The 23,219-nt window shown below is 71.2% G+C and carries 19 protein-coding genes and 1 pseudogene; 7 read left to right on the forward strand and 13 right to left on the reverse strand.

What is annotated here, in order from left to right; all coding sequences use genetic code 11:
- Positions 1-44 precede the first annotated feature (44 nt).
- From E1289_RS26455 to E1289_RS26480, 6 genes are all read right to left on the reverse strand, one after another.
- Entirely contained in the window at positions 45-800 is a 756-nt protein-coding gene (locus E1289_RS26455; RefSeq protein WP_131984805.1) for a LytTR family DNA-binding domain-containing protein, read from the reverse strand.
- Positions 801-859: 59 nt separating this feature from the next.
- Positions 860-2,056, reverse strand: coding sequence for a histidine kinase (locus E1289_RS26460; RefSeq protein WP_131984807.1), 1,197 nt, complete (start codon positions 2,054-2,056; stop codon positions 860-862).
- 1,419 nt (positions 2,057-3,475) lie between these two features.
- Positions 3,476-5,572 (reverse strand): glycosyltransferase family 2 protein, encoded by a 2,097-nt coding sequence (locus E1289_RS26465; RefSeq protein ID WP_131984809.1) that lies wholly within the window; start codon positions 5,570-5,572, stop codon positions 3,476-3,478.
- Positions 5,573-5,683: 111 nt separating this feature from the next.
- Positions 5,684-6,496, reverse strand: coding sequence for a protein kinase (locus E1289_RS26470; protein WP_131984811.1), 813 nt, complete (start codon positions 6,494-6,496; stop codon positions 5,684-5,686).
- A gap of 10 nt (positions 6,497-6,506) precedes the next feature.
- Positions 6,507-7,367, reverse strand: coding sequence for a radical SAM protein (locus E1289_RS26475; RefSeq protein ID WP_131984813.1), 861 nt, complete (start codon positions 7,365-7,367; stop codon positions 6,507-6,509).
- A 129-nt stretch (positions 7,368-7,496) separates the two neighbouring features.
- A complete protein-coding gene (locus E1289_RS26480; RefSeq protein WP_131984815.1) occupies positions 7,497-7,760 on the reverse strand; it encodes a hypothetical protein in 264 nt (87 codons plus the stop codon).
- 494 nt (positions 7,761-8,254) lie between these two features.
- Between E1289_RS26480 and E1289_RS26485 the strand changes: the two genes are divergently transcribed.
- The 3 genes from E1289_RS26485 (at position 8,255) to E1289_RS26495 (ending at position 10,653) form a co-directional block, all read left to right on the forward strand.
- Positions 8,255-9,475, forward strand: coding sequence for a helix-turn-helix transcriptional regulator (locus E1289_RS26485; protein WP_131984817.1), 1,221 nt, complete (start codon positions 8,255-8,257; stop codon positions 9,473-9,475).
- Between the two features lie 5 nt (positions 9,476-9,480).
- Entirely contained in the window at positions 9,481-10,095 is a 615-nt protein-coding gene (locus E1289_RS26490; protein WP_243713162.1) for a 2'-5' RNA ligase family protein, read from the forward strand.
- Positions 10,096-10,269: 174 nt separating this feature from the next.
- Positions 10,270-10,653, forward strand: coding sequence for a group 1 truncated hemoglobin (locus E1289_RS26495; protein ID WP_131984820.1), 384 nt, complete (start codon positions 10,270-10,272; stop codon positions 10,651-10,653).
- 62 nt (positions 10,654-10,715) lie between these two features.
- Here E1289_RS26495 and E1289_RS26500 read toward each other — a convergent pair whose 3' ends face one another.
- Genes E1289_RS26500 through E1289_RS26520 form a run of 5 tightly spaced genes read right to left on the reverse strand, consistent with a single transcriptional unit; the run spans position 10,716 to position 16,359 of the window.
- Positions 10,716-11,813, reverse strand: a complete 1,098-nt coding sequence (locus tag E1289_RS26500; RefSeq protein ID WP_131984821.1) for an acyl-CoA dehydrogenase — start codon at positions 11,811-11,813, stop codon at positions 10,716-10,718.
- Positions 11,810-12,742 carry a VOC family protein gene (locus E1289_RS26505; RefSeq protein ID WP_131984822.1) on the reverse strand — a complete coding sequence of 311 codons (933 nt, stop codon included), beginning with the start codon at positions 12,740-12,742 and terminating at the stop codon, positions 11,810-11,812. Before E1289_RS26505 ends, E1289_RS26500 begins: the two co-directional genes overlap by 4 nt.
- An 8-nt stretch (positions 12,743-12,750) precedes the next feature.
- Positions 12,751-13,509 (reverse strand): enoyl-CoA hydratase/isomerase family protein, encoded by a 759-nt coding sequence (locus E1289_RS26510; RefSeq protein WP_131984823.1) that lies wholly within the window; start codon positions 13,507-13,509, stop codon positions 12,751-12,753.
- Between the two features lie 28 nt (positions 13,510-13,537).
- Positions 13,538-14,770 carry an acyl-CoA dehydrogenase family protein gene (locus E1289_RS26515; RefSeq protein WP_131984824.1) on the reverse strand — a complete coding sequence of 411 codons (1,233 nt, stop codon included), beginning with the start codon at positions 14,768-14,770 and terminating at the stop codon, positions 13,538-13,540.
- On the reverse strand, positions 14,767-16,359 hold the full coding sequence (locus E1289_RS26520; protein WP_131984825.1) for an AMP-binding protein: 1,593 nt from the start codon (positions 16,357-16,359) through the stop codon (positions 14,767-14,769). Before E1289_RS26520 ends, E1289_RS26515 begins: the two co-directional genes overlap by 4 nt.
- 379 nt (positions 16,360-16,738) lie before the next feature.
- On the opposite strand from E1289_RS26520, the gene E1289_RS26525 reads away from it, so the two are divergent.
- Positions 16,739-18,169, forward strand: coding sequence for a pyridoxal-dependent decarboxylase (locus tag E1289_RS26525; protein ID WP_131984826.1), 1,431 nt, complete (start codon positions 16,739-16,741; stop codon positions 18,167-18,169).
- Between the two features lie 88 nt (positions 18,170-18,257).
- A complete protein-coding gene (locus tag E1289_RS26530) occupies positions 18,258-19,967 on the forward strand; it encodes a BCCT family transporter (RefSeq protein ID WP_131984827.1) in 1,710 nt (569 codons plus the stop codon).
- A 46-nt stretch (positions 19,968-20,013) separates the two neighbouring features.
- Here E1289_RS26530 and E1289_RS26535 read toward each other — a convergent pair whose 3' ends face one another.
- A complete protein-coding gene (locus E1289_RS26535) occupies positions 20,014-20,838 on the reverse strand; it encodes an oxygenase MpaB family protein (RefSeq protein WP_131984829.1) in 825 nt (274 codons plus the stop codon).
- A gap of 102 nt (positions 20,839-20,940) precedes the next feature.
- The gene (locus E1289_RS26540) at positions 20,941-21,672 is read right to left on the reverse strand and encodes an isocitrate lyase/phosphoenolpyruvate mutase family protein (RefSeq protein ID WP_131984831.1); all 732 of its coding nucleotides are present in this window, start codon (positions 21,670-21,672) and stop codon (positions 20,941-20,943) included.
- A gap of 119 nt (positions 21,673-21,791) precedes the next feature.
- On the opposite strand from E1289_RS26540, the gene E1289_RS26545 reads away from it, so the two are divergent.
- Together E1289_RS26545 and E1289_RS39140 are read left to right on the forward strand one after the other, a co-directional pair.
- Positions 21,792-22,820, forward strand: a complete 1,029-nt coding sequence (locus E1289_RS26545) for an alpha/beta hydrolase-fold protein (protein WP_131984833.1) — start codon at positions 21,792-21,794, stop codon at positions 22,818-22,820.
- 163 nt (positions 22,821-22,983) lie between these two features.
- Positions 22,984-23,219: pseudogene (locus tag E1289_RS39140) on the forward strand (hypothetical protein); the annotation flags it as partial.

A 23,219-nucleotide genomic window follows, 5' to 3' on the forward strand; every position in this document is an offset into this window, starting at 1 on the left:
GCCGGAGCCCGGCGGGTCGTCGGCGCTGCTCGGGGGGCCGGGGCTCAGGGGGACCGCCTCGCCCTCCGCACGAGCACGTCGCGCAGCTCGCGCACGTGCCTGCGGCTCACCGGCAGCTCGGTGTCGCCGACCAGCACGGTGCAGCGGCCCGAGTCCAGCCGCAGCTCCTTGATCGCCGACAGCGCGACCAGGTGGCTGCGGTGCACCCGGACGAACCCGGCGCCGGTCCAGCGCTCGCTCAGCGCGGCCAGCGGGATGCGGACCAGGTGGCTGCCGGAGGAGGTGTGCAGCCGCGCGTAGTCGCCCTGCGCCTCGACGTACAGCACTTCAGCGGGGGTGACGAACCGGGTCACCCCGCCCAGCTCGACGGGCATCGGCTCCGGTTCGGCCGGGTCGGCCTCCTCGTCCTCGGGCTCGTCGGTGGCCTCGATGACGCGCCTGATCGCCTCGTTCAGCCGCTCGGGCCGCACCGGTTTGAGGATGTAGTCCGTCGCCTTGATCTCGAACGCGTCGACGGCGTGGTCCTCGTAGGCGGTGACGAAGACGATCTGCGGCGGGCGGGCGAACTGCGCGAGCACGCGGCCGAGCACGGTGCCGTCCAGGCCGGGCATCCGGATGTCGAGGAACACCGCGGCGATCGGGCGCCCGTCGGCGAGGGCCCGGTCGAGCTTGCGCAGCGCGGCGGCGCCGTCCCGCGCCGTGTGGATCTCGCCGATCCGCGGATGGGCGCGCAGCAGGTGGACGAGGTCGTCCAGCGCGGGCGGCTCGTCGTCCACGGCGAGGACACGTAGGCCCACCACATCGTCCCTTCCCAGGTCGCACGGACATTCCAGTCAAAGGACGCCTATCAGTCAAGGGTTCAGGACGCGGTCACCCCCGGCCGGTACTTGGGGACGCGCACGGTCACCTTCGTGCCCGCGCCCGGCCCGGTCTCCACGGCGAGACCGTACTCCGGGCCGTACACCTGCCGCAGCCGGTCGTCGACGTTGGCGAGCCCGATCCCGGCCGCGTCGCCGTCCTCGGTCAGCGGGCGCACGTCGCCCGCGAGCAGCCGCCGGGCGTCCTCGGGCTCCATGCCGATCCCGTCGTCCTCCACGCTGATCACGCAGTCGGACCCGGCGTCTTCGGCGACGATCGTGATGAGGCCGGGCTCCGACCTGTCCTGCAGCCCGTGCCGGACGGCGTTCTCCACGAGCGGCTGCAGGCAGAGGAACGGCACGGCGACCGGCAGCACCTCGGGCGCGATCCGCAGCGTCACCCGCAGCTGCTCGCCGAACCGCGCCCGCTGGAGCAGCAGGTACCGGTCGATGGACCGCAGCTCCTCGGCGAGCGTCGTGAAGTCGCCGTGCCGCCGGAACGAGTAGCGGGTGAACCCGGCGAACTCCAGCAGCAGTTCCCGCGCCCGCTCGGGATCGGAGCGGACGAACGAGGCGATGGTGGTCAGCGAGTTGTAGATGAAGTGCGGCGAGATCTGCGCCCGCAGCGCCCGCATCTCCGCCTCCATCAGCAGCGTCCGCGAGTGGTCGAGCTCGGCCAGCTCCAGTTGCGCGTCCACCCACTGGGCCACCTCCTCGGCGGCGCGGATCAGCCCGGCGGGGGTCTCCTCCCCGTAGGCGGCGAGCGACCCGACCACGCGGTCGTCGGTGGCGAGCGGCACCACCACGACCCGCCGGATCGGGCAGTCGAGCAGGTCGCAGACGACGTCGTGCACCTGGGTCCGGCCGTTCTCCAGCGTCACCCCGGCGTGCCCCAGGACCTCCTCCGCGTGGTGCTCGTGCTCCCCGTCCCAGGCCAGCAGCCGCTCCCCGTCGGTGATCGCCAGCGCGGGGCAGTCCAGCAGGACCCGCAGGTGCCGGGCGGCCTTCTGCGCGTCCTGCTCGGTCAGCCCCGCCCGGAACGCGGGGGCGGCGCGGGACGCGGTGTGCAGCGTCTCGAACGTCGCCCGCCGCGCGGGCCCGCCCAGGTCACCGCCCCGCCCCTGCTGCCGCCGCCACCACACCAGCGCCGGAACCCACGTCACCAGCAAGGTCACGACAACGGCGATGACGACGTTCATTCCGCAAATTTATGCCGTTCATCCCACCAAAAGTGAACTGGACCTCTGGTACATGTCTGATTTGGCGGGAAGGTCATGATCATGTCATTTTGGACGGACTGACCCCACGATCTTGGCCGCTGGCCCACCGCTCCCCCGGGCGCATCCCGTCCCGGTGACCTGTTCCGGGCACTGGATCCCGGCGCCGGGCCGGACGCGCGTCCGGCTCCAGGCGGGCCCGGCCGTGAGGAGAGTGCATGCGCCGCCGCCGAAGCCTGGCCGTCCTGGCCGCCGTGGGCCTCGCCCTTCCGCTCGCCGTCGCGTTCCAGTCCCCCGCCGCCGCCGACGAACTGTCCCTGTCGAACTTCCAGCTCCGCCCGAACTCCTACGGGACGGACCTCCGCGACCGCGCCGACGCCCTTCCGCTGGTGAAGGGGACCGTCACCGACATCATGAACGACCTGAACCGGCAGGACGACGACACTCCGGTCACCGTGAACGGGGCGTGCGAGCCGAACGCCCTGCAGTCCGGCAGCTCGGTGGCGCTCGCCCGGAGCGTCTGCTTCAACGACGGCGACAACGCCACCACCCAGTGGTACCCGCAGGGCGTCACCACGGTCGCCGACATGCAGGCCGACCAGGAGTGGGGCAACGGTTACCAGCCCGTCCTGGTCAGCTGGTACGACCACAACGACAACGCCGACGGCATGGTCAAGGGCGTCCGCATCAGCTTCATGAACCCCTACACCGGCGCCTACCGGCACGTACTGCTGGTGTACCCGCGGGCCAACGGTGACTACGACACCGTCCGGGTCTCGATGGACCCGTCCAACGGCAGCTACAACAAGTCCCTGCATGCGGGCGGCATCCTCTGGTACGGCAACCACCTTTTCGTCGCCGACACCGCGCGCGGCTTCCGCATGTTCGACATGCGCCGCATCTTCGACCTCGGCGCGTCCGAGAACGGCACGACCAGCGGCGCGGACAAGGTCGGCCTGCACGGCGACACGTACCACGGCTACGGGTACCGCTACGTGATGCCGCAGGTCGGCTCCTGGACGCGGACCGCCGCGACCGGCACCAAGTGCACCAGCTCGGACGGGTCGCCGCAGTTCTCGCACGTCTCCCTCGACCGCAGCGGCACCGACCACCTGGTCTCCGGCGAGTACTGCGCCGGGGACGAGGCCGTCAACGGGCGCGTCGCGGCGTGGCCCATCGCCGGCGCATTCACCGGCGGCGAGCTGATCACCGATCCGTCCCACCGCTGGAACGCCGACGTCGCCCACAAGCTGCCGGTCAGCAACATCCAGGGCGCGACCCGGTTCAACGGCCGGTGGTACCTGAGCCGCAGCCGCGGCACCTCGACCGCCGGGACGTTCTACACGACCGCGCCCGCGACGTCGTCCACCACGACGCTGCAGGTCGCCGGTGAGAAGCAGCTCAGCATCGGCCCGGAGGACCTGTCGCACTGGCAGTCGGGCACCGACGCCTCGAACCCGGGCCTCGGCCAGTTCTGGACGGTCGGCGAGCACCCCGGCAAGCGCATGGTGTACGCCGTCCGCCCCTAGCGACCGCGCCGAAGCGGCCCGCGAGGTGCCGCCACATCCGCCGCGCCCGCGCCGCCAGGGGAAGCGCGACGTGCACGGCGGGCGGTTCCCGGTCGAGCCGGACGTGCGCGCGGCGCGGCGGCAGCGCCGACACGGTCACCGGGCCGAGCACGCCCCCGCCCTCCGGGCCGCGGACCGGGGTCGCCGCGCCGATCCCGTCGATCTGGAACAGGGTCCGCCAGTGGCCGGAGCGGACACCGGCGAGCGGGACCTCGGCGTGCCGGCGCCGCCGGTCCGGACCGATCACCAGTGGCGTGCGGACGACACGGCCGTCCCGATGCCCGAGCAGCACGCTCATGCCCGGCGGCGGGCCGGGCGACAGCACGGGCGGCGGTTCCCCCGCCACCCGCAGCCGGCCGCCCGTCCCGAAGCCGATCTCGACGTTCCGCAGGTCGGCGGGGGTGAGTTCCGCGCCCACCGCGAGGACGAGCCGCCCCCGCTCCCCCTTCGGCAACGGCAGCGGCCGGACGAGACGCCAGCGCCCCCCGGACTCGCCGAGCGCGGCCCGCGGAACGGTCATGCCACGCGGCTTGAGCACCGGGACGCCGAAGACATGCCCGCCAAGGGCCGCCTCCACGCGCACCGACCAGCGGCCGTCCGGGCACTCTGCGGGGAGGAACCGGGCGGTATGGGGGACGGTGAGCCCTTCATCGGTGCGCTCCGCGGGACCGGCCTCGCACCGCACCCGGCGCCCTGCACCGGCGGCGTCCTCCAGGACGAGGTCGAGAACGGGTGCCCCCTCGTCCACATCGCGGAACCGGACCCGGCCGCTGACCACCAGGGCGTCGCCGTCCCACGCCAGTCCAACGAGGTCATGCCGGAAGACCGGCGGCTCGTCGGTCTCGAAACACGCGTCGGGGATGGCCGCGGCGGCATCCCGGAAGAAGGGGTACTTGAGGTAGGCCCGCCCGCCTTCGAGGTGGATGCCGGGACGCTGCCCGCTCCGGTGGAACCGCAGCACCTCTGCCAGCTCCGCATCGAGATGACGCAGCAGGCAATGGGCGAGAATCCGGTGCCGCGGCTGGTAGCGCGCCAGCAGCCCGGGAGTGAGCCAGGGCTCCGTCAGTTCCCGGCACCCCTTGAGGATGGTCTCGCGCTCCTCACCGGACGAGCCCAGGTAGCGCTGCTCAAGCAGCACGAAGACCTCCAGCAGCAGGTACCGGTAGAGCAGCTTCTCCCGGATCTCGCCGGGCTCGGTGTGCTCGGCGACCAGCGCCATCGCCCGTCCCGCGATCGCGTGCACCTCGGCGGGCGCGGCACCGCCGAGCTGAGTGTTGCTCGTCCCGTCCGCCCTGGCGTCCCAGTAGTAGCAGTCGTAGTCGGCCAGGACCGACACGGCGCGGGCGTGCAGGTAGGCACCGGCGGTGAAGAGCTGGTCCTCGTGGGAGAGCACGCCCTCCACGAAGCGCAGTCCGGCGCGGTCGATCAGGGAACGGCGGAACAGCTGGAGGGAGGCCATCGACATCTGGGGGAACAGGTCGCAGTCCGGGTCGAGGACATGGGTGCGTTCGATCGTCCGGGCGAACACCCTCTTCGGCACCCTGCGTCCGCCCGTCCCGACCTGCTTGCCCAGGACGATGTCGGTGTCGTGGCGTTCGGCCATCGCCGTCATCCGTTCCAGCGCCTCGGGTCCCAGCCGGTCATCGGCGTCCAGGAAGAACACGAACCGCCCGGAGGCGCGCTCCAGGCCCCGGTTGCGCGGCGCCCCGCAGCCTCCGGAGTTGGCCTGGTGGATGACGGTCAGCCGGCCGTGGGCGCGGGCCAGCTCGTCGAGCAGCGCGCCCGTGCCGTCGGTCGACCCGTCGTCCACGACGACGACCTCGATCTCCTCTGCCGGCAGCGTCTGCGCGAACACCGACTCCAGCGCCCGACCCACGGTGTCCCGCCCGTTGTAGACCGGCATGACCACACTGACCAGCTTTTCCGCCATGTCCCTCTACCGCCCAGGTCGGACCAGGAGGCGCACTCTAAACGCCCCGGGTGAACGCCAGGCGACACGCGAACACCCACCAGGGGACACCCACCGTCCGGCATCTGAGTGTCAAAGCCCGAACGAACTTCTGATCCGAACCCCCCGGTGGTCTGCCCACTCCTCCGCGGCGGACGCCATGGCTTGGAGCCACTCCGTGCCGGGATTGCATTCAGCGTGATGGCGGTGCATACGCGTGACCGCGGCGGCGAAAGCGTCCACCGCCTCCGGAGTCGCACCTCTCCACGCCGTGCAGCCATCCGCCCATTCTTCCGCTGATCTCGCACTGTGTCCGGTGGCGATGAGCTGGACGACCAAGAGCGAGGGAGGGATGTGCGCCGCGCCTCGCGTGGGCCACGACCAGTCGACCGCCCACGTAGCCTGATCTCCTATCAGGATGTTGTCCGGATTGAGGTCTGTGTACAGCAGCGCGTCCCCTCGCAGGAGCCGGGCCGCGTCGTCGGCGAACCCGTCCCACCGGGTCTCGGGCCAGTCCCGCACGATATCCGGCAGTTCGACAAGCGCGATCCGGTTCAGGACGTCGACCACCTCAGGCACGTCGGGCGATCCCGGCGACAGGTCGGCGTGACGGGCGCGAACGGCCTCGAAGCCGAGCGCGATCCACTCCGGGCTCTCGGCCTGCCAGAGCACGGTCGGGGAGATCGGACGTACGAACGGATTGATGAGTCCTTCCCGGACCAGGGAGTCACGCCGGCCACCGGCGCGGTTCCGGACGGCCTTGACGAACCACTCCCCCTTTTCCCCCATGACCAGGGCCGTGAGGTCCGAGAGGTTTCCGCGCTCGGTCGGCTCGACGCTGACAAGGGCGCCTGTATGGGGGTGGAGGGTCGCGGCGAGTCCTGCGAGTCCGGGAAGATCACTCAACGGCTTCTCCTCAGGTGCGCGGGCTGCAGCCGCTGCCCGGATGCCCGGGGCTGCACATGCCGTCCGGGTCACAGTCGGTTATTGCCGGGACGGCGGCACGGATGGCCTCGGCGGCTTCGGTCATGGCCGCGCCGCCGAGGATAGCGGCCAGCCCAGTGGCGTGGACGTTGCCCACACTCAGCGCGGCGGACATCGGACACGGCGAAACGTCCCCCATCGGGCCGACGGCGGCCTTACCGCTGCCACACCGGCCGCACAATCCGGACAGTTCCAGCGGGCGACCACCGGCGGCCCGCCCGAACGGCCGGACGTGGTCGATGCGGAGACGGGTGACGCCGAGGCCCGCCAACTCACGGCGCGCGCGATCGGCACGCCGGGAGTCGCCGGTGTCGACGATCCCCACGAACAGCGGAACGCCGAGCTGAATGCAGCTTTGGATGTTCGCGCGGGTGCGAGCGTGGGAGGGCCGACCGGTGATCGAGTTGTGTTCGGCGGGGTCATCGGAGTAATAGGACGTGGCGATCGATACGCCATGCCGCTGGAACAGCGCCCACCATGTTCCGGGTACGTGGACGAGGTTGGTGTAGACCTCAACGGACATGCCGAGGGCGAGCGCGTGCTCGGTCAGGTCGGCAGCGTGCGGATGCATGGTCGGCTCACCGCCGATGAGCTGGAGACGCCGGACGCCGATGGCGTCCGCCTCATCGATCACCTGGATCCAGTCCTCGCAGGTCATGGTGCCGTGCGTGCCGCGAACACCGGAGTCGTTGTAGCAGTGCATGCAGGCGAGTTGACACGTGCGAGTCAGGTCCAGCCAAAGCATCCGAATGCCGGAACTCCTGACCGACGGTCGCACGTCTTCGATGGTCATCGTGACCTCCTCCAAGGCGCGTCGATGAGGTGCCGCCGTTCTCGGGGTGCGCGCCCTTACCCCGGGGCGGGTTGGATGGGCGGCGCGGCCGGGACCGGGGGGCGGGTCGGCCGGCTGCGCCGCCCGGTTCTAGGGGGCGGACGGTTCTTGGCGCGTCAGCGCGCCGAGTGCCGCCGCGATCGAGTCGGCGGCCCGCTCGGGATCGGCGGGCAGCGGCAACCCCGATGCCGGCCCAGACCGCCACTCGTAGGCGGTGCCGCCCCAGCCGACGGCGTAGGGACCGGCGTCGCGGTAGGTGACGCAGAGGCGGCGCAGCCCCGCCTCCGCGTCCAGCACGATCGCGGCGGCGACCTGGGGTGCGCGGCGGCGCACGGCCGCATGCAGGACCTCCACAGGCCCGAAGACATCTCGCATCGCACTCGGCCCCCGCGTTAGCACTGGCAGCGAGGCGCGCGGTTCAGCGCGACGGCAGACTGGAGGGAAGGCACGGCCGCACGCGGAGGCACAGCGGGCAGAAGCTTCGCCGCACCGCCATAGGCGCCGATTTCGGTCAGACGGCGACCAAGATCGGCTTGGGAGGCGGCCTCGACCAGCCGCCAACGCCCCGCACCGTCCCGCGCGACCGCCCACCAGCTACCCGTGGCCTTCCCGTACCACCAGACAACCTTCGCGGGCTCCCGTCCTCCGCCCTTAGCATCGTTCACAGGTCCGACCTCCATCGGGCCCAGGCCCCGGGACCACCGGCGTTCGCGCGCCGGCCGGGGCCGTCTTCGTGTCCTGCGACACCTTTCGCACTCCACCTGAGCGCAGTCGGCGTTAGCGTGGAAGGCGCTGTCCGCTGCCTCCCCGAGCGGGCAGCGTCAGGTAGCGGGTCAAGTTGGGACGAAGTGGGCGACGCGATGACCACCTTCGGCGACAAGCTGCGCGAACTCATGGCGGAGCGGCAGATCAGCCAACGTGCGCTGGCCGACCTTGTCCCCTGCAACGACGGCTTTCTGTCAAGGGTCGCCCGAGACCTGAAAGCCCCGTCGGAGGACATGGCCGCCCGCCTCGACGACGTGCTCGGCGCAGGCGGATCCCTGGCAGCGCTCAGACATCGGCGCACCACGTCAGCTTCCGAGGACGTTCTGGCGCTGGCCGCATGGCTGGAAGCCACCAACATCGGCGACGGCGCCGTCGGATACTTCCAGACGGCCACTCGCCGCCTGGCCTATGACTACCCCCGCCAGCCCCCACTCGCCGTCCTGCGCGAGGCACAGACGCTTCAGCGCCATGTCACGGGGGTCTTGCGCGGAGGACGACAACGTCTCACGCAGACGCAGGCTCTACTGGGCATCTCCGCTGAACTGTTCGCCCTCATCAGCCTGCTGGCTGGAGACGTGGGCCGATACCGCCTTGCCGACACCTACGGGTATGCCGCCTGGACATGTGCGCAGGAGACCGACTCCGACGCCGCCCGCGCGCTTGTGCTGTGCGCGCAGTCCAAGACCGCCCGATGGGAGGGCTTCCACGCCAACGCCGCCGACCTTGCCCGCCGCGGTTTCGAGGGTGCCCCGGCCGGTGAGCGTGGCCGGGTCCTGCTCGCCGTCTCGGAGGCCACCGCCCTGCAGTCGCGCGGCGACATCCCTGGGGCGATGGAAGCAATGCGGCGCGCGCAACAGGTCCGCGACACCGACACGGTGACTGACGAGAGCGCCGACGCCTGGAGTTGTACCCGCGCCCGGCAGGCGGCCTACGCGCTCCAGGTCGGCCTGGGCGCGCGTGACCCCAGCGCGATGCTGCGGTCGGTCGCCGAAGCAGATGACGCATGGGCCGACGGCGACCAGTGGGTGTACGGCACGTGGGCCCAGGTCCGCATCGGAGCCGCAATAGCGCACGTGATGTCCGGCGATCCCGAGGCCGCGGCCGCGGAATTGGACGAGGTCATGGCCCTTGGCTCCGAGTACAGGGTCGTAACCATCATCGGCCGACTGGCAGAGATCAGGCGGCGGCTGTGCAATAGCCGGTACAAAGGTGACTCCCGCGCCGTCGAACTGTGTGAAAAGATCCGCGCCTTCCAGGCCGGGTCGTTGGAGCACAAGGCACTGACCGCCTCGGAGGCCCCGTGAGCCCGATGCCCGACCGCATGTCCGACCACTGGTGGTGGCGCCCGGGCGTGCGGCCAGGCCGCCGCCTGCTCGTCTGGCACATCCTGCCCACCGGGCAGCCGGACGTGTGCGACCTGGTCCGCCAGTGCCAGGACAAGCTCGCCGGGCTGGACGGCCTGGACATCATCCCGGCCGAATGGCTGCACATGACCACGCAGATCGTCGGGTTCGACGATGAGATCCCCGCTGGACAGGCCGAGGCGATGACCGCAGGAGCGGCCCGCCGCCTGGCCGGCCTCGCGCCGATCGAGGTGGAGTTCGGACGGCTGTGGATGCACAGCGAGGCCGTGATGCTCGGCATCCGCCCATCACGCAGCCTTGATCCCATTCGGCAGGCGATCCGGGAGGCCACCGCCGACGCGGTGAGCGTCCACCAGCTCGATGATGAGCCGGACTGGACTCCGCACATATCCGTCGCCTACAGCAATGCCGAAGGACCCGCCAGGCCCGTCATCGACGCCCTCGACCTGCGTCCCCAGCCGGTCCCCCTCCGCGTCGCTCGGGTGCATCTGGTCTCTCAGGAAAGGGTCGGCCACCTGTACCGGTGGGAGCGGCTCACGGAAGTTGCGCTGAATAGCTGAGCAGTAGCTCGCGCACTACCCGAGGTCGGCACGGCGGGAGTCGTGCAACTCGTCCGATTCCTGTCTGCCCGTTATCCGTCGCCTTCCCGGGGCCTGGCGTCCTTGGGGCGGGCGTCGTACCCTGGCCGCGAAGTTATTGGCGTGGCGCCAATAAGGTCGCGCGAGGAGGACGGGATGAGCATCTACGAGTCCATCGGCGGAGAAGAGGCCCTGACGGCGGTGGTGGACGACCTCTACCGGCGGATACTCGCCGACGACCTGCTGAACACCTACTTCGTCGGGCTGAACGTCAACAAGGTGAAGGGGCGCCAGGTCGAGTTCTTCGGGCAGGCGCTCGGCGGGCCGATGGTCTACCAGGGCCGGGCGATGAAGGACGTCCACCTCGGGCTCGGCATCGAGCAGCGGCACTTCGACCGGGTCGCGGACCACCTGGTGGAAGCGCTTACCGCGGCGGGCGTCCCGAAGGAGACCATCGCCGAGATCGCCGCGATCGTGCTGCCGCTCGCCGACGACATCGTGGCCGGCCGGACCGCCCCCGAGACGGCCGCGGCGGAGTGAGCGTCCATGCGGAGTGAGCGGTCGAGGCGCGCCCACCGGGACCGGCGGGCGCGCCTCGGACGTCAGGGCAGGTTCAGGCCGGTGGCCAGGGTGTCGTAGTGGAGGTCGCCGTCGCCGAAGGCGAGTGACGCGGCCATGGCGTGGCGGGAGAACAGGTGCAGGTCGTGCTCCTCGGTGAAGCCGATCGCGCCGTGCACCTGGTGGCCGAGGGCGCACACGCGTTCATACGCCTCGCTCACCCACGCCTTCGCCATCGACACCTCCTGCGCCGCCTCCCGGTCCACCGACAGGAGCCAGATGGCCTCGTAGGCGATGAAGCGGGAGCCGAGCACGTCGATGGACATGTCGGCGCAGTGGTGCTGCACCGCCTGGAAGGATCCGATCGGCTTGCCGAACTGCTCCCGTTCCGTCGCGTACTCCACCGTCATGTCGAGGACGCGCTGGGCCGCGCCCACCATCTCGGCGCAGGTCGCCGCCGCGCCGAACAGCGAGATGGCGCGGGCGGCGTCCGCGCCCACCTGGTCCGTGCCCAGCGCGGCGTCGGCCGGGACGTGGACGTCCGTCAGTTCGACATGGCAGGGGCGGTCCCAGCCGACGGTGCCCAGCGGCTTGAGCGTCACCGACGAGGCGTCCACCCAGAACGCGCGGGGCTCGCCGTCCAGGTTCGCCGCCACGAGGATGTGCTCGGCCGAAGCGGCGAACGGGACGAACGTGGCGGTGCCGTTCAGGACGTGGCCGTCGCCGTCGCGGGACGCCACCGGCCCGTCCCCGGGACGGTCCCAGGGCAGCGGCGCGGCGGTCACGATCCGGCCCTCCGAGATCGCGCCCAGCCACCGCTCCTTCTGCCCGGCCGTGCCGAAACGGGCCACCGGCATCCCGCAGCACGCCACCGACGCGAGCAGCGGGCTCGGGACCTGCGCGTAGCCGAGCTGCTCGAACAGCAGGGACACGTCCAGGAAGTCGCCGCCGACGCCGCCGTGCTCCTCGGGGAACGCGAGGCCCGGCCAGCCGAGCTCGACCATCTCCTTCCAGAGGGCGGGCGAGTGGCCGGCGGGGTCGCCGTCCATCGCCCGCGCCCCGGCGGTCGGCGCCCGCGCCTCCAGCAGCTCGCGGGCGGTGTCGGCGATGAGCTCCTGGTCCTCGGTGCGGCCCAGGTTCATGACGGCGGGATCTTGTCGGAGCGGACCCACACCCCCGGCCGTTCCTCCCAGAACAGCTGGACGAGCACGCCGCCGGTGTGCTTCGGATGGATGAACGTGTGCTTCCAGGCGGCGCCGTCGGTGACGCCCTCCTCGTCGTCGAAGGTGGGGACGTCGTTCCGCTCGCACGCCGCGAGCGCCGCGTCCCAGTCGGCGACCTCGAACGTCACGTGGTGGGCGGCCGGGCCGCTGCGCTCCAGGAAGCGGTCGATGAACGAGTCCTCCCCGCGCCCGGTGATGACCTCCCAGCAGATCGAGGAGCCGGGGATGTTCAGCACCAGGTCGGCCATGTCGGGGTGCTCGTCGTCCGGTGTCCGCCACACCTGCACGAACCCGGCGAGGTCGCGGTACCAGCGGGCCAGCTCGTCGCGGTCGTGGAACGCCTGGCAGACGTGGTCGAGCGCCACGATGCCGAGCGACGGGCCGTTCGGCTCGGCCGGTTTCACGGCGTTGTCGCCCGAGTCGCCGCACATGTCGAGGCTGCCGGGGCCGCGCAGCCGGAACAGGATGCCGGGGCCGTGCTCGGGCGGGCTCAGCGACGCCTCCAGCCACCGGCCCTGCGGCCCGTCGGCCGGCTTGACGCCGCGCCCCTCCAGCTCCGCGCGGGCGGCGTCCAGGTCCGGCACCTCGGCGCCGACGTGGTGCAGCCCGGGACGGCCGTTGTGCTCGTCCAGCCAGGTCTGCAGCGGCGAGCCGGCACCGGCGGGCGCGACCACCTCCCACGCCTGCCCCCGGCTCCCGGGGATCTCCAGCCGGGCGCCGCGCACACCCTCGGCGGGGTTGTCCCACCTCCGGACGCAGCGGAACCCGAACAGCCCCTCCAGCAGCCCGACCTGCGCGTCGAGGTCGGTCGCCACCTGCGCGACATGATCGATGCGGTAGATCTGCACGGGTCCTCCTAGCTCGGGTGGGGCTCGATCCAGTCGTAGCCGTACGTGACCAGTTCCTTGACGAGGCGCAGGTTGTAGCGGTTCATCGCCGCGATCCGCTCGGCCAGCTCACCGACCCGCTTGTCGAACTCGTCCGCCGGGTACACGTCGTTGACCAGGCCCAGCCGCAGCGCCCGGTCGGCGTCGATGCGCGCGCCGGTGAACAGCAGCTCCTTCGCGCGGGCCTTGCCGATCCGCTCCGGCAGCCGCTTCACCCCGCCCCAGCCGGGCGCGGACCCGCCGAACTCGGGCTGGTCGGGGTCGCCGTCCTCGGTCATCTTCGGCCGGTACGGCGGGCGCGCCGACAGGGTGATCTCGACCAGCCCCATCTTGGCGTTGTCGGCGGCGACGATGAAGTCGGCGGCGAGTGCCAGCTCCAGGCCGCCGCCCACGGCGTACCCGTGCACGGCCGCGATCACCGGGACCGACGTCCGCTCCATCATCGCGAACGTCTTCTCGCCCAGCCGGCCCTGCTCGACCCGCTCGCGCGGCGTGAGCTTCTCCGACCACGCGAGGTCCATCCCGGCGCAGAACGCGCGCTCCCCGGCGCCGCGCAGCACCACGACGCAGACGTCCTCGTCGTCGTCGACGCGGGTGAAGATGTCGCGCAGCTCCGTCATCGTCGTCGGTGTCAGCGCGTTGAGCTTGTCCGGCCGGTTCAGCGTCAGCCAGGCGACCCTCTCCTCGATTCGCAGGTCGACGGTCTCGTAGGCGTTCTCGTCGGGCATACGGTTTCGCTCCTCCTCGATCGGACGATCAACCGCGGGGCAGGCGCAGCCCCCGGGTGGCGATGACGTTGCGCTGGATCTCGGTGGTGCCGCCGAGGAAGGTGGAGGCCACCGAGTCCCGGCGCATGTGCGTGAACAGGGCGCCGAGCGGAGCGCCCTCGCGCTCCCACAGGGCGGCGGACCGCCCGAACGCCCGCGCGCCGGTACGGGCGAGCCGCTGGTGCAGTTCGGCGCCGAACAGCTGGTTGATGGACGCCTCGAAGTCGGGCTCCTCGCCCGCCGCCTGCCGCGACACCGTGTAGCGGGCCAGGTTGTACAGCACCCGGATCTCGGTCTGCCGGCGCGCGATCTCCTGGCGCAGCGCCGGGCTCGTCCGGCCGAACCGCGCGCCCTCCGGGGACCGCAGGTAGCCGACCAGCTCGGCGAGCGCCTGCTCGTACTTGATCGTGGCGCCGATCCCGGCCCGCTCGAAGCCCAGCGCGGACATCGCGACGTACCAGCCCCGGTTCTCCTCGCCGACGCGGTCCGCCACCGGCACCCGGACGCCCTCGAAGAAGATCTCGCAGAACGGCGCCGCGCCCCGGATGTCGGTGATGGGACGGATCGTCATCCCCGGCGCGTCCGCCTTGACCAGCAGGAACGTGATGCCGCGGTGCGGCCGCTCGGCGTCGGGGTCGGTGCGCACCAGGACGAACAGCCAGTCGGCGTACTGGCCCAGGGACGTCCACACCTTCTGGCCGTCCACCACGTACTCGTCGCCGTCCCGCACGGCGCGGGTGCGCAGCGACGCCAGGTCGGAGCCGGAGCCCGGTTCGGAGAACCCCTGCGCCCACGTCGCCTCGCCCTTCGCGATCGCGGGCAGGTGCCTGGCCTTCTGCTCCTCCGTGCCGTGCACGAGCAGCGTCGGGCCGAGGAGGAACGCGCCGATGCCGTTCACGGTCGGCACCCGCGCCCGCATCATCTCCTCGTGCAGGATGAACTCCTCCATGGCCGACAGGCCCGCGCCACCGTACTCCTCGGGCCAGTGCGGCGCGATCCAGCCCCGCTCGGCGAGGGCCGCCGCCCACGCCCGCGCGCCCTCGCGGCGCGCCGGGTCGTCGGCGACGCGGTCGACGGGCCAGTTGTAGCCCGCGACGTCCTCCGGTTCGAGGCTCTGCTCCTCGTCGCCCGCCGGACGGTACGACGCGGGGAACCGCTCCTTGATGAACGCCCGCGCCGCCTCGCGGAACGCGGCCTCCTCCGGCGTGTCGTCCCAGTTCACCGGCCCCTCGCCTCCCGGTCCCACGTGGTGTCGGTGATGCCGCGCTCGCCCTGCGCCCGCAGCTGGTACTTGGCGACCTTGTCGGTCGGCGTGCGGGGCAGCGCGTCCACGAACTCGACGTAGCGCGGCACCATCGACCGCGGCAGCCGCTCCTCGCAGTAGGCGATCAGCTCCGCGGGCTCCATGCCGGTGTCCGGCTGCACCACGATCGACACCTTGATGTCCTCGTCCTCCAGCTCCGAGGGCACGCCGATGGCGGCGCACTCCAGCACCGCCGGATGCTGGTTGATCTCGGTCTCCAGGTCGAAGGCCGAGATGTTCTCACCACGCCGGCGGATCGCGTCCTTCATCCGGTCCAGGAAGTAGAAGTAGCCGTCGTCATCGCGCCATACCCGGTCTCCGGTGTGGAACCACATGTTCCGGAAGCAGCGGGTGGTCGCCTCCCAGTTGCCGTAGTACCCGGTCGTCAGCACGAACGGCTGCTTCGGCCGCAGCACCAGCTCGCCCGGCTCCCCCGGGCCCACCTCCCGGTCGTACTCGTCCACCACCGCGACCTGGAACCGCTCCTCGTGGGCCCGGCCGCACGAACCCGTCCGCCACTCCCCGTACGGGCTGCCCGTCGCGATGCCCGCCTCGGTGCTCGTATAGGTCTCCACCGACCGGACCCCGAAACGCTCCCGCAGCGGCTCGTCCAGGCTCGACTTGCCCATGTAGAAGGTCTCCAGCCGGTGGTCGCGGTCCCGCGGCGTCGGCGGCCGGTTCAGCAGGATGGGGATCATCGAGAACACGCTCATGCACACCTGGGCGTCGAAGCGGCGCACGTCGTCCCAGAACCGCGACGCGCTGAACCGCTCCACGATCGCGATCGAGCCGCCGCCGAGCAGCGCGGACAGCATCCCGTCCCACAGCGCGGCGGCGTGGAACAGCGGCAGCGGGCAGTAGATCGTCTTGCCCCACCGGTCGAGGAAGTCCAGCGAGTCGTAGGCGCAGGTCAGCGCCAGCGCGTGCGGGACCATCGCGCCCTTGGACGGCCCGGTCGTCCCCGACGTGTACATGATCGCCTGCATGTCGGCGAACCCGACCGGCACCTCGACGCGCCCGTCGCCGTCCTCCGGCAGGGCCGACAGGTCCCGCGCGGGCTTGCCGAGCCGGTCCAGCAGCACCTCGTTCGCGGCGGCGTCCCGCACGATGACCCCGCCCAGCTTCGGCAGCCGCTCCGCGAGCTCCACAATCCGCTCCGCGTAGGGGCCGTCGATGATGAGCCGGGTCGAGTCGGAGCTGTCCAGGACGTGCCGCAGCAGCTCCCCGCGGTACGCGATGTTGATCGGCACGGCGACCGCGCCGAGCCGCGCCAGCGCGAAGACGAGATGCACGAAGTCGGCGCAGTTGGGAAGCATCAGCCCCACGTGGTCGCCGCGGCCGATCCCGGCGCCCGCCAGCCTGCGGGCCATCCGGTCGGCGGCCGCGTCGACCTCGCCGTAGGTGACCTCGCCGTCCCGGAACTTGAGAAACGTCTGCCTTCGGTGAACCTGCGCCTGCGACCGGAGAACGTCCCCCAGGACGAAGCTCTCCAGCATCTCCTTGCGCATCCGGACCTCCGCTTTCGCCGCGTGCGTCGTCGTAGGTGGCGTGCGTCGTGGTAGGTGGCCTGCGTCGGTGACGGTGTTTCGGTCAGGTGCGGTCGGCCTGCAGCGATCCGCAACCGGACATTGCCTTAATCAGAGGAACACGAAACCCTATATGCGGCAACAGTGCCCGAAAGGGAACATCTCTGTTCTAGTAGTGACATAGCGCGACAGAAGCGACGAGTGTGACGGATACCACACACTCCAGTCTTCCCGGTTTCGGCCACCCAACGCCATCACCGCCAACCCGACCGAATTCCGGAGCCCGCTCCTGGCGTGAAATTAGCGATGATGGTCGTTTCTGCCACTTGGGTGGTGTCCGCGCGGGCGTGATGGTGGGGGCATGGACGACTTCTCCCTCGGACGAGCCTCCTTCGACCCGCCCGGCCAGGAGGCGGACGCGGTGTGGCGGCACGTCGCCGGACTACTCGCCGGCGAACGCGAGAGCCTCCCCGGGCGGAGCGTGAGCCCACCGGTCGACGTCGGCGCGCTGCGCGCCGCGATCGAGGCGTACGACTTCGAGCGTCCGGTGGCGCCCCACGCGGCGATCGAGGAGGTCGCGGACCTGCTGCGCGAGGCGACCGTCCACACCACGCATCCCCGGTACTTCGGGCTGTTCAACCCGACGCCGACCCTCATGGGGGTCGTCGGCGAGACCCTCGCCGCCGCGTTCAACCCGCAGCTCGCGGCCTGGTCGCACGCGCCCGCGGCGGCGGAGATCGAGGCGCACCTCCTGCGCTTCCTGGGCGGACGGCTCGGCTACCCGCCCGAGCGGGTGGCCGGGTCGTTCACCAGCGGCGGCGCGGAGGCCAACATGACCGGCGTCCTGCTGGCGCTCACCCGGGCATGGCCGGACTACGGCACCGAGGGCCTGCGGGCGCTGCCCGGCCGCCCGGTCATGTACGCGTCGGCGGAGAGCCACCTGGCCTGGCTGAAGATCGCGCACGCGACCGGCATCGGACGCGGCGCCGTCCGCCTCGTCCCCACCACGGACCTGCGGATGGACGTCCCGCACCTCGCCCGCCGGATCGCCGCCGACCGCGCGGCCGGCGACCTGCCGTTCCTCGTGGTCGCGACGGCCGGGACCACGGCCGCCGGGGCGATCGACCCGCTGCACGACCTCGCGGACCTGTGCGGCGACCTGGGCCTGTGGCTGCACGCGGACGCCGCCTACGGGGGCGCGGCGGCCCTGTCCGACCGGCTCCGCCCCGCGCTGTCCGGCATCGAGCGCGCCGGCTCGGTCACGGTGGACGCGCACAAGTGGCTGAGCGTCCCGATGGGCGCCGGCGCGCTGCTGACCACCGACGCCGAAGGGCTCGCGGAGACGTTCCGGGTCACCACGTCCTACATGCCCGCCGGCGTCCCCGACACCGTGGACCCGTACACGTCCGGCCAGCAGTGGTCGCGCCGGTTCATGGGGCTGAAGCTGTTCCTCAGCCTCGCCGTCGCGGGCCGCTCCGGGTACGCCGAGCAGCTCGACCGCGACGCCGCCCTCGCCGGCGAGCTGCGCGGGAGGCTCGCCGCGGACGGCTGGGACGTCGTCAACGACACCCCGCTTCCCGTCGTCTGCTTCGCCGACCCGGGCGACGGCACGTGGGAGCACCACGAGGGCCTCGCCCACCGGGTCGTCCAGGGCGGGCGCGCGTGGATCAGTCCCGTCCGGCTGGACGGGCGTGCCGCCCTCCGCGCCTGCGTCATCAGCCACCGCACCACGTCCGCGGACGTCGCCGGCCTCGTCCGGGCGGTGAACGACGCACGAAAACTCACGACATGACAGCCGGGTCGCGCACAGAACCGCCGGTCGAGAACGAATTACTCTGGCGTGGATGTGACATGTGGTTCTTTGGGCACGATCTAGAGCCATGGAGATCAAACCCCCGCCGGGCGGGCGCGACGACGGCGGTTTCCCCGTCTCCCTGGACAAGAAGCCGGGGCGGGCGCGCACCGACTGGATCGTCTACGGCGTCACCGCGGTCCTGGCCACCGCCTTCGTGGTCTGGGGCACGGTCTGGACCGACAACCTGAGCGCGACGGCGAAGTCCGCGCTGGACTGGCTGCTCACGAACGTGGGCTGGCTCCTCGTCCTCGCCGCGACCGGTTTCGTCATCTTCTCGCTGTGGCTGGCCCTGAGCAGGTACGGCCGGATCCCGCTCGGCCAGGAGGACGACGAGCCCGAGTTCCGCACCGTCTCCTGGGTCGCGATGATGTTCAGCGCGGGCATGGGCATCGGCCTGATGTTCTTCGGCGCCGCCGAACCCCTGATGCACTACGTCGAGCCGCCCCCCGGCACCGACCCGGCGCAGAGCGAGCAGGCGATCGAGACCGCCATGGCGACCACGATGTTCCACTGGACGCTGCATCCGTGGTCGATCTACGCCGTCCTCGGGCTGGCGATCGGGTACGGGCACTACCGCCGCGGCCGCAGCCAGCTGATCAGCGCGGCGTTCACCCCGCTGTTCGGCCGCCGCCGCGCCGAGGGCCCCGCCAGCAAGCTCATCGACAGCCTGGCCCTGTTCGCGACCCTGTTCGGCTCGGCCGCCTCCCTCGGCATCGGCGCGCTGCAGATCCGCACCGGGATGCAGGAGGCCGGCTGGATCGAGACCCTCGGCACCACCGTCCTCGTGCTCATCATCGTGGTCCTGACGATCTGCTTCGTCATCTCCGCCGTCTCCGGCATCGCCCGCGGCATCCAGTGGCTGTCCAACACCAACATGGTGCTGGCGGCCCTGCTGGCCCTGTTCGTGTTCGTGGCGGGCCCGACGGTGTTCATGCTGGAACTGCTGCCGACCTCGCTCGGCGTCTACATCCAGGACTTCGGCGAGATGGCCTCCCGCTCGGGGGCCACGGGCGGCGAGGAGATGGACACCTACCTGTCCAGCTGGACGATCTTCTACTGGGCGTGGTGGATCTCCTGGTCCCCGTTCGTCGGCATGTTCCTGGCCCGGATCAGCCGCGGCCGCACCATCCGCCAGTTCGTCGCCGGCGTGATCCTCGTGCCGAGCGTGGTCAGCCTGGTCTGGTTCGCGATCTTCGGCGGGGCGGCCATCTCCCAGCAGCGCGAGGGCCTCGACCCGTTCGGCAAGGGAACGGAAGAGGAGATCACCTTCAACATGCTGGGCAACCTCCCGTGGGAGGCGATCACCGCGATCCTCGTGATGGTCCTCGTCGCCATCTTCTTCGTGTCCGGCGCGGACGCCGCGTCGATCGTCATGGGCACCCTCTCCCAGCACGGCTCGACCAACCCGTCGCGCTGGATCGTCATCTTCTGGGGCGCCATGACCGGAGCCGTCGCCGCGATCATGCTCGTGATCGGCGGCGACGAGGCGTTGAACGGCATCCAGAACATCACCTTCATCGGCGCGCTGCCGTTCACGCTCGTGCTGATCCTGCTCTGCTTCTCCCTCGCCAAGGACGTCCGCAGCGACCCCATGATGCAACGCCAGCACAAGGGCGCCGAGGTCCTGGAGGACGCCGTGGTGGCCGGCACCGAACGCCACCGCGGCGAGTTCGAACTGGTGACCAAACCCTCGACCGACGACACCCCGCCCGGCACCCCGCGCGGAACCGCCTGACCCGGCGGCCTGTGCCGTCCTCAGTGGCGCAAAGGGCCGGTGCGGGTCAGACGACGGGGCGGCCGGCCTTCACCCGGCGGCGGAAGTCGCGGAGGTAGAAGTTGAAGGGGAACAGGCGGGCCGGGGCCGGCAGGACGCTGTTGGCGCGGCCCAGCAGGCGGGTGTAGCGGTCGAAGCGGCGCTGGTCGCGGGGCGTCCACGGGTAGCCGAGTTCGTCGCGGAACCGCTGCGGGAGGAAGCCGAGGGTCACGAAGGTGTGGTGGCGGCCGAACAACAGGGGGACCGGGGCGGGCAGGAAGCGCAGTTCGGTCAGGTCGCGCAGGTACCGGCGGGTGACGTCGTCCATCTCGATCTTCTGCAGGCCGTCCTGCCAGTACTCCTCGAAGGCATCCCGGTCCACCGGCCACATGTCCGGCTTGACCTGCAGGGTCGTGCCGAGGCGGGAACCGTACCGGTACAGCTCTTCGGCGAGTTCGGGGGACGGCTTCCCGTAAAGGACATCGTGGATGATCTCGACGCCCTGGTAGAGGCACGCGGCGACCCAGAGCTGGAGCTCGGGGTCGAAGGCGTTGTAGGGGACGGGTTCCTTCGAGCGGACCTGCCGATGGGCGCGGTTGACCTCCTGGCGCAGCACCTTGCGTTCCTCGTCGGTGCCGAGCAGCGCGACGGCGATGTAGGTGAGGGTCGTGCGGGTCCGCTTGACCGGGTGCTTGTCGACGCGGCCGCTGTCGACCTTGCTGTTGGCGACCCCGTGCCCGACGGGCAGCCGGGCGAGCTGCATGACGACGTTCGCGGCGGCGGCGGCGAGGGCGAGGCCGCTGATGGAGTCCCGGACGGTCTTCGGGGGGATCTCCTCCAGTGTCACGGTCATCCGGCCCTCACTTCGATGAGACATAGAGGCTAATTTCGTCTCACTGTGCCATCGTAAGTGAGTACTTGCAAGGGCGTCCGGGCGTGGGCGGGCTCACATGTATCACGCATAAGGGTCCTCGTGGGCCAGGACCCGGGTCGCGAACGTCTTCAGCGTCTCCAGGGTGCGGCGGAAGGGCAGCGGCCCGTAGGAGACGCGGGCGACGCCCGCGGCGGCCAGGTCCGCGAGGGACGAGCCGGGGAACTGGTTGGCGTTGACGGGCCCCGGCAGGCCCTTGACCAGGGCCGGGACGGCGTCCATCGGCGCCGTGATCGGATAGACGCAGTCGGCGCCCGCCGCCAGGTACCGGCGGCCCCGGGCGATCGCGGCGTCCAGCGGGTCCGCGGCCCGGTTGAGGAACGTGTCGATCCGGGCGTTGATCACCAGGGCGTCGCCCGCCGCCTCCCGGACCGCGGCGAGGAACTCGGCCTGCGCCTCCGGCTCGGCGAGCTCCCCGGCGTAGGTGTCCTCCAGGTTGCAGCCGGCGGCGCCGATGCCGAGGAGCCGTTCGACCAGCTCGGCGGGCTGCAGCGCGTACCCGGCCTCGGCGTCCACGGTCACCGGGACGGAGGCGGCGCGGATGACGCGTCCGGCGGCGGCGAACATCTCCTCGGCGGGCGCGCCCTCGTGGTCCGGGTAGCCGAGCATGGCGGAGACGGCGGCGCTCGCGGTGGCGAGCGCCGGGAATCCGGCCTCCTGGACGGTGGTGGCGCTCGCGGCGTCCCACACGTTCGGCAGCAGCAGCGGGTCGCCGGGACGGTGCAGCTCACGAAGGCGGCGGGCGTTCTCGGTCATGGTGGTCTCCTTCCCCGTCTCCGACATGACGGAGCGGATCCCCGGATTGTGACACCCGTTCCGGCCGGCGGTGGCCTGGGTTAGCGTTCGAAGTGATCAAGTACGACGAGGGAGGGCGCATGCTGCCGTGGTCCGCCGAGTTCGCCGGACGCCTGGAAGAGCACGTCATCAGCAGCGAGCTGCTGCGCGAGAACCCGCTGAAGGATCCGCACGAGCGTCCGGTCCTGGTGTACGTCCCACCGGGCTACGACGACGAGCCGGAACGCCGCTACCCCAGCGTGTACGTCATCACCGGATTCACCGGGCACGTGGGCATCTGGCGCAACCGGACGCCCTACCGCCAGCCGTTCCCCGAGACGGCCGACGCCGTGTTCGCCTCGGGTGAGGCCCCGCCCGCGATCGTGGTGTTCGTGGACGCGTGGACCGCGCACGGCGGCAGCCAGTACGTCGACTCCCCCGGTACGGGCCGCTACCACTCCTACATCTGCGACGAGGTCGTCCCCTGGGTGGACGGGCGTTACCGCACGCTCGACGCGCCCGAGCACCGGGCCATCAGCGGCAAGTCCAGCGGCGGCTACGGCGCGATGATCACGCCGATGCTGCGTCCCGACCTGTTCGGGGCGCTCGCGACCCACGCGGGCGACGCCCTGTTCGAGTACTGCTACCTGACCGAGTTCCCCAAGTGCGTCCGGCATCTGCGCAAGTACGGCGGCGACATCTGGCGGTGGTGGGACGACTTCAACGGGCGCGTGGCGTTCACCAAGCCCGAGGACATGGAACTGCTCAACATCCTCGGCATGGCGGTCTGCTACTCCGCGCGTGACGACGGCACGCCGGAACTGCCGTTCGACCCGGTCAACGGCGTCCTCCGGCAGGACGTGTGGGACCGCTGGCTGGCGTGGGACCCGGTGCGCATGGTGCCGGCCCACGCCGAGGCGATGCGCTCGCAGCGGGCGATCTGGATTGACGGCGGGACACGCGACGAGTGGTTCCTGGACGTGGGCGCGCAGGCGTTCCACCAGGCCCTCCTCGACGCGGGCGTGCGGGAGGACGTGATCCACTTCGAGCTGTTCGACGCGGGGCACGGCGGCATCGACTACCGGTACCCGCTCGCCCTCTCCTGGCTCTGCCGCATGATCTCCCCCTGACCCCGGAGGGCGATGGCGGACGCCCATCCCCCGACGAAGGTTCCCGACCGAACGGGCCGGGCCGGCCCGACCGGCCCGGCCCGTTCGCGCTGGCCGAACCCCCTTTTCCGAGTTTTCATTCAAAGCCCCCGGCGAACTGAAAATCCAATATGAATTGTAATTATTGACTCTTTTCACAACTGGGAGTGCACTTCGGGCAGCTCATCCGGATGAGCTCCCCACCCACCACACCCCCAGCCGGACGGACGACGGACCCGCGGAGCACTCCCACAAGGACCTCCACGGCCCCGCCCCGGGACCCCTGGCCGGCACGGTCGACTTCGCCGGGCGGGCCGAGGTCGACGCCGCGGTCGCCGCCGCCAGGGCCGCGTTCCCCGGCTGGCGGGACGCCTCGCTCTC

Origin of the sequence: Actinomadura sp. 6K520, from assembly GCF_004349245.1 — a bacterium.
Classification (GTDB): domain Bacteria; phylum Actinomycetota; class Actinomycetes; order Streptosporangiales; family Streptosporangiaceae; genus Spirillospora.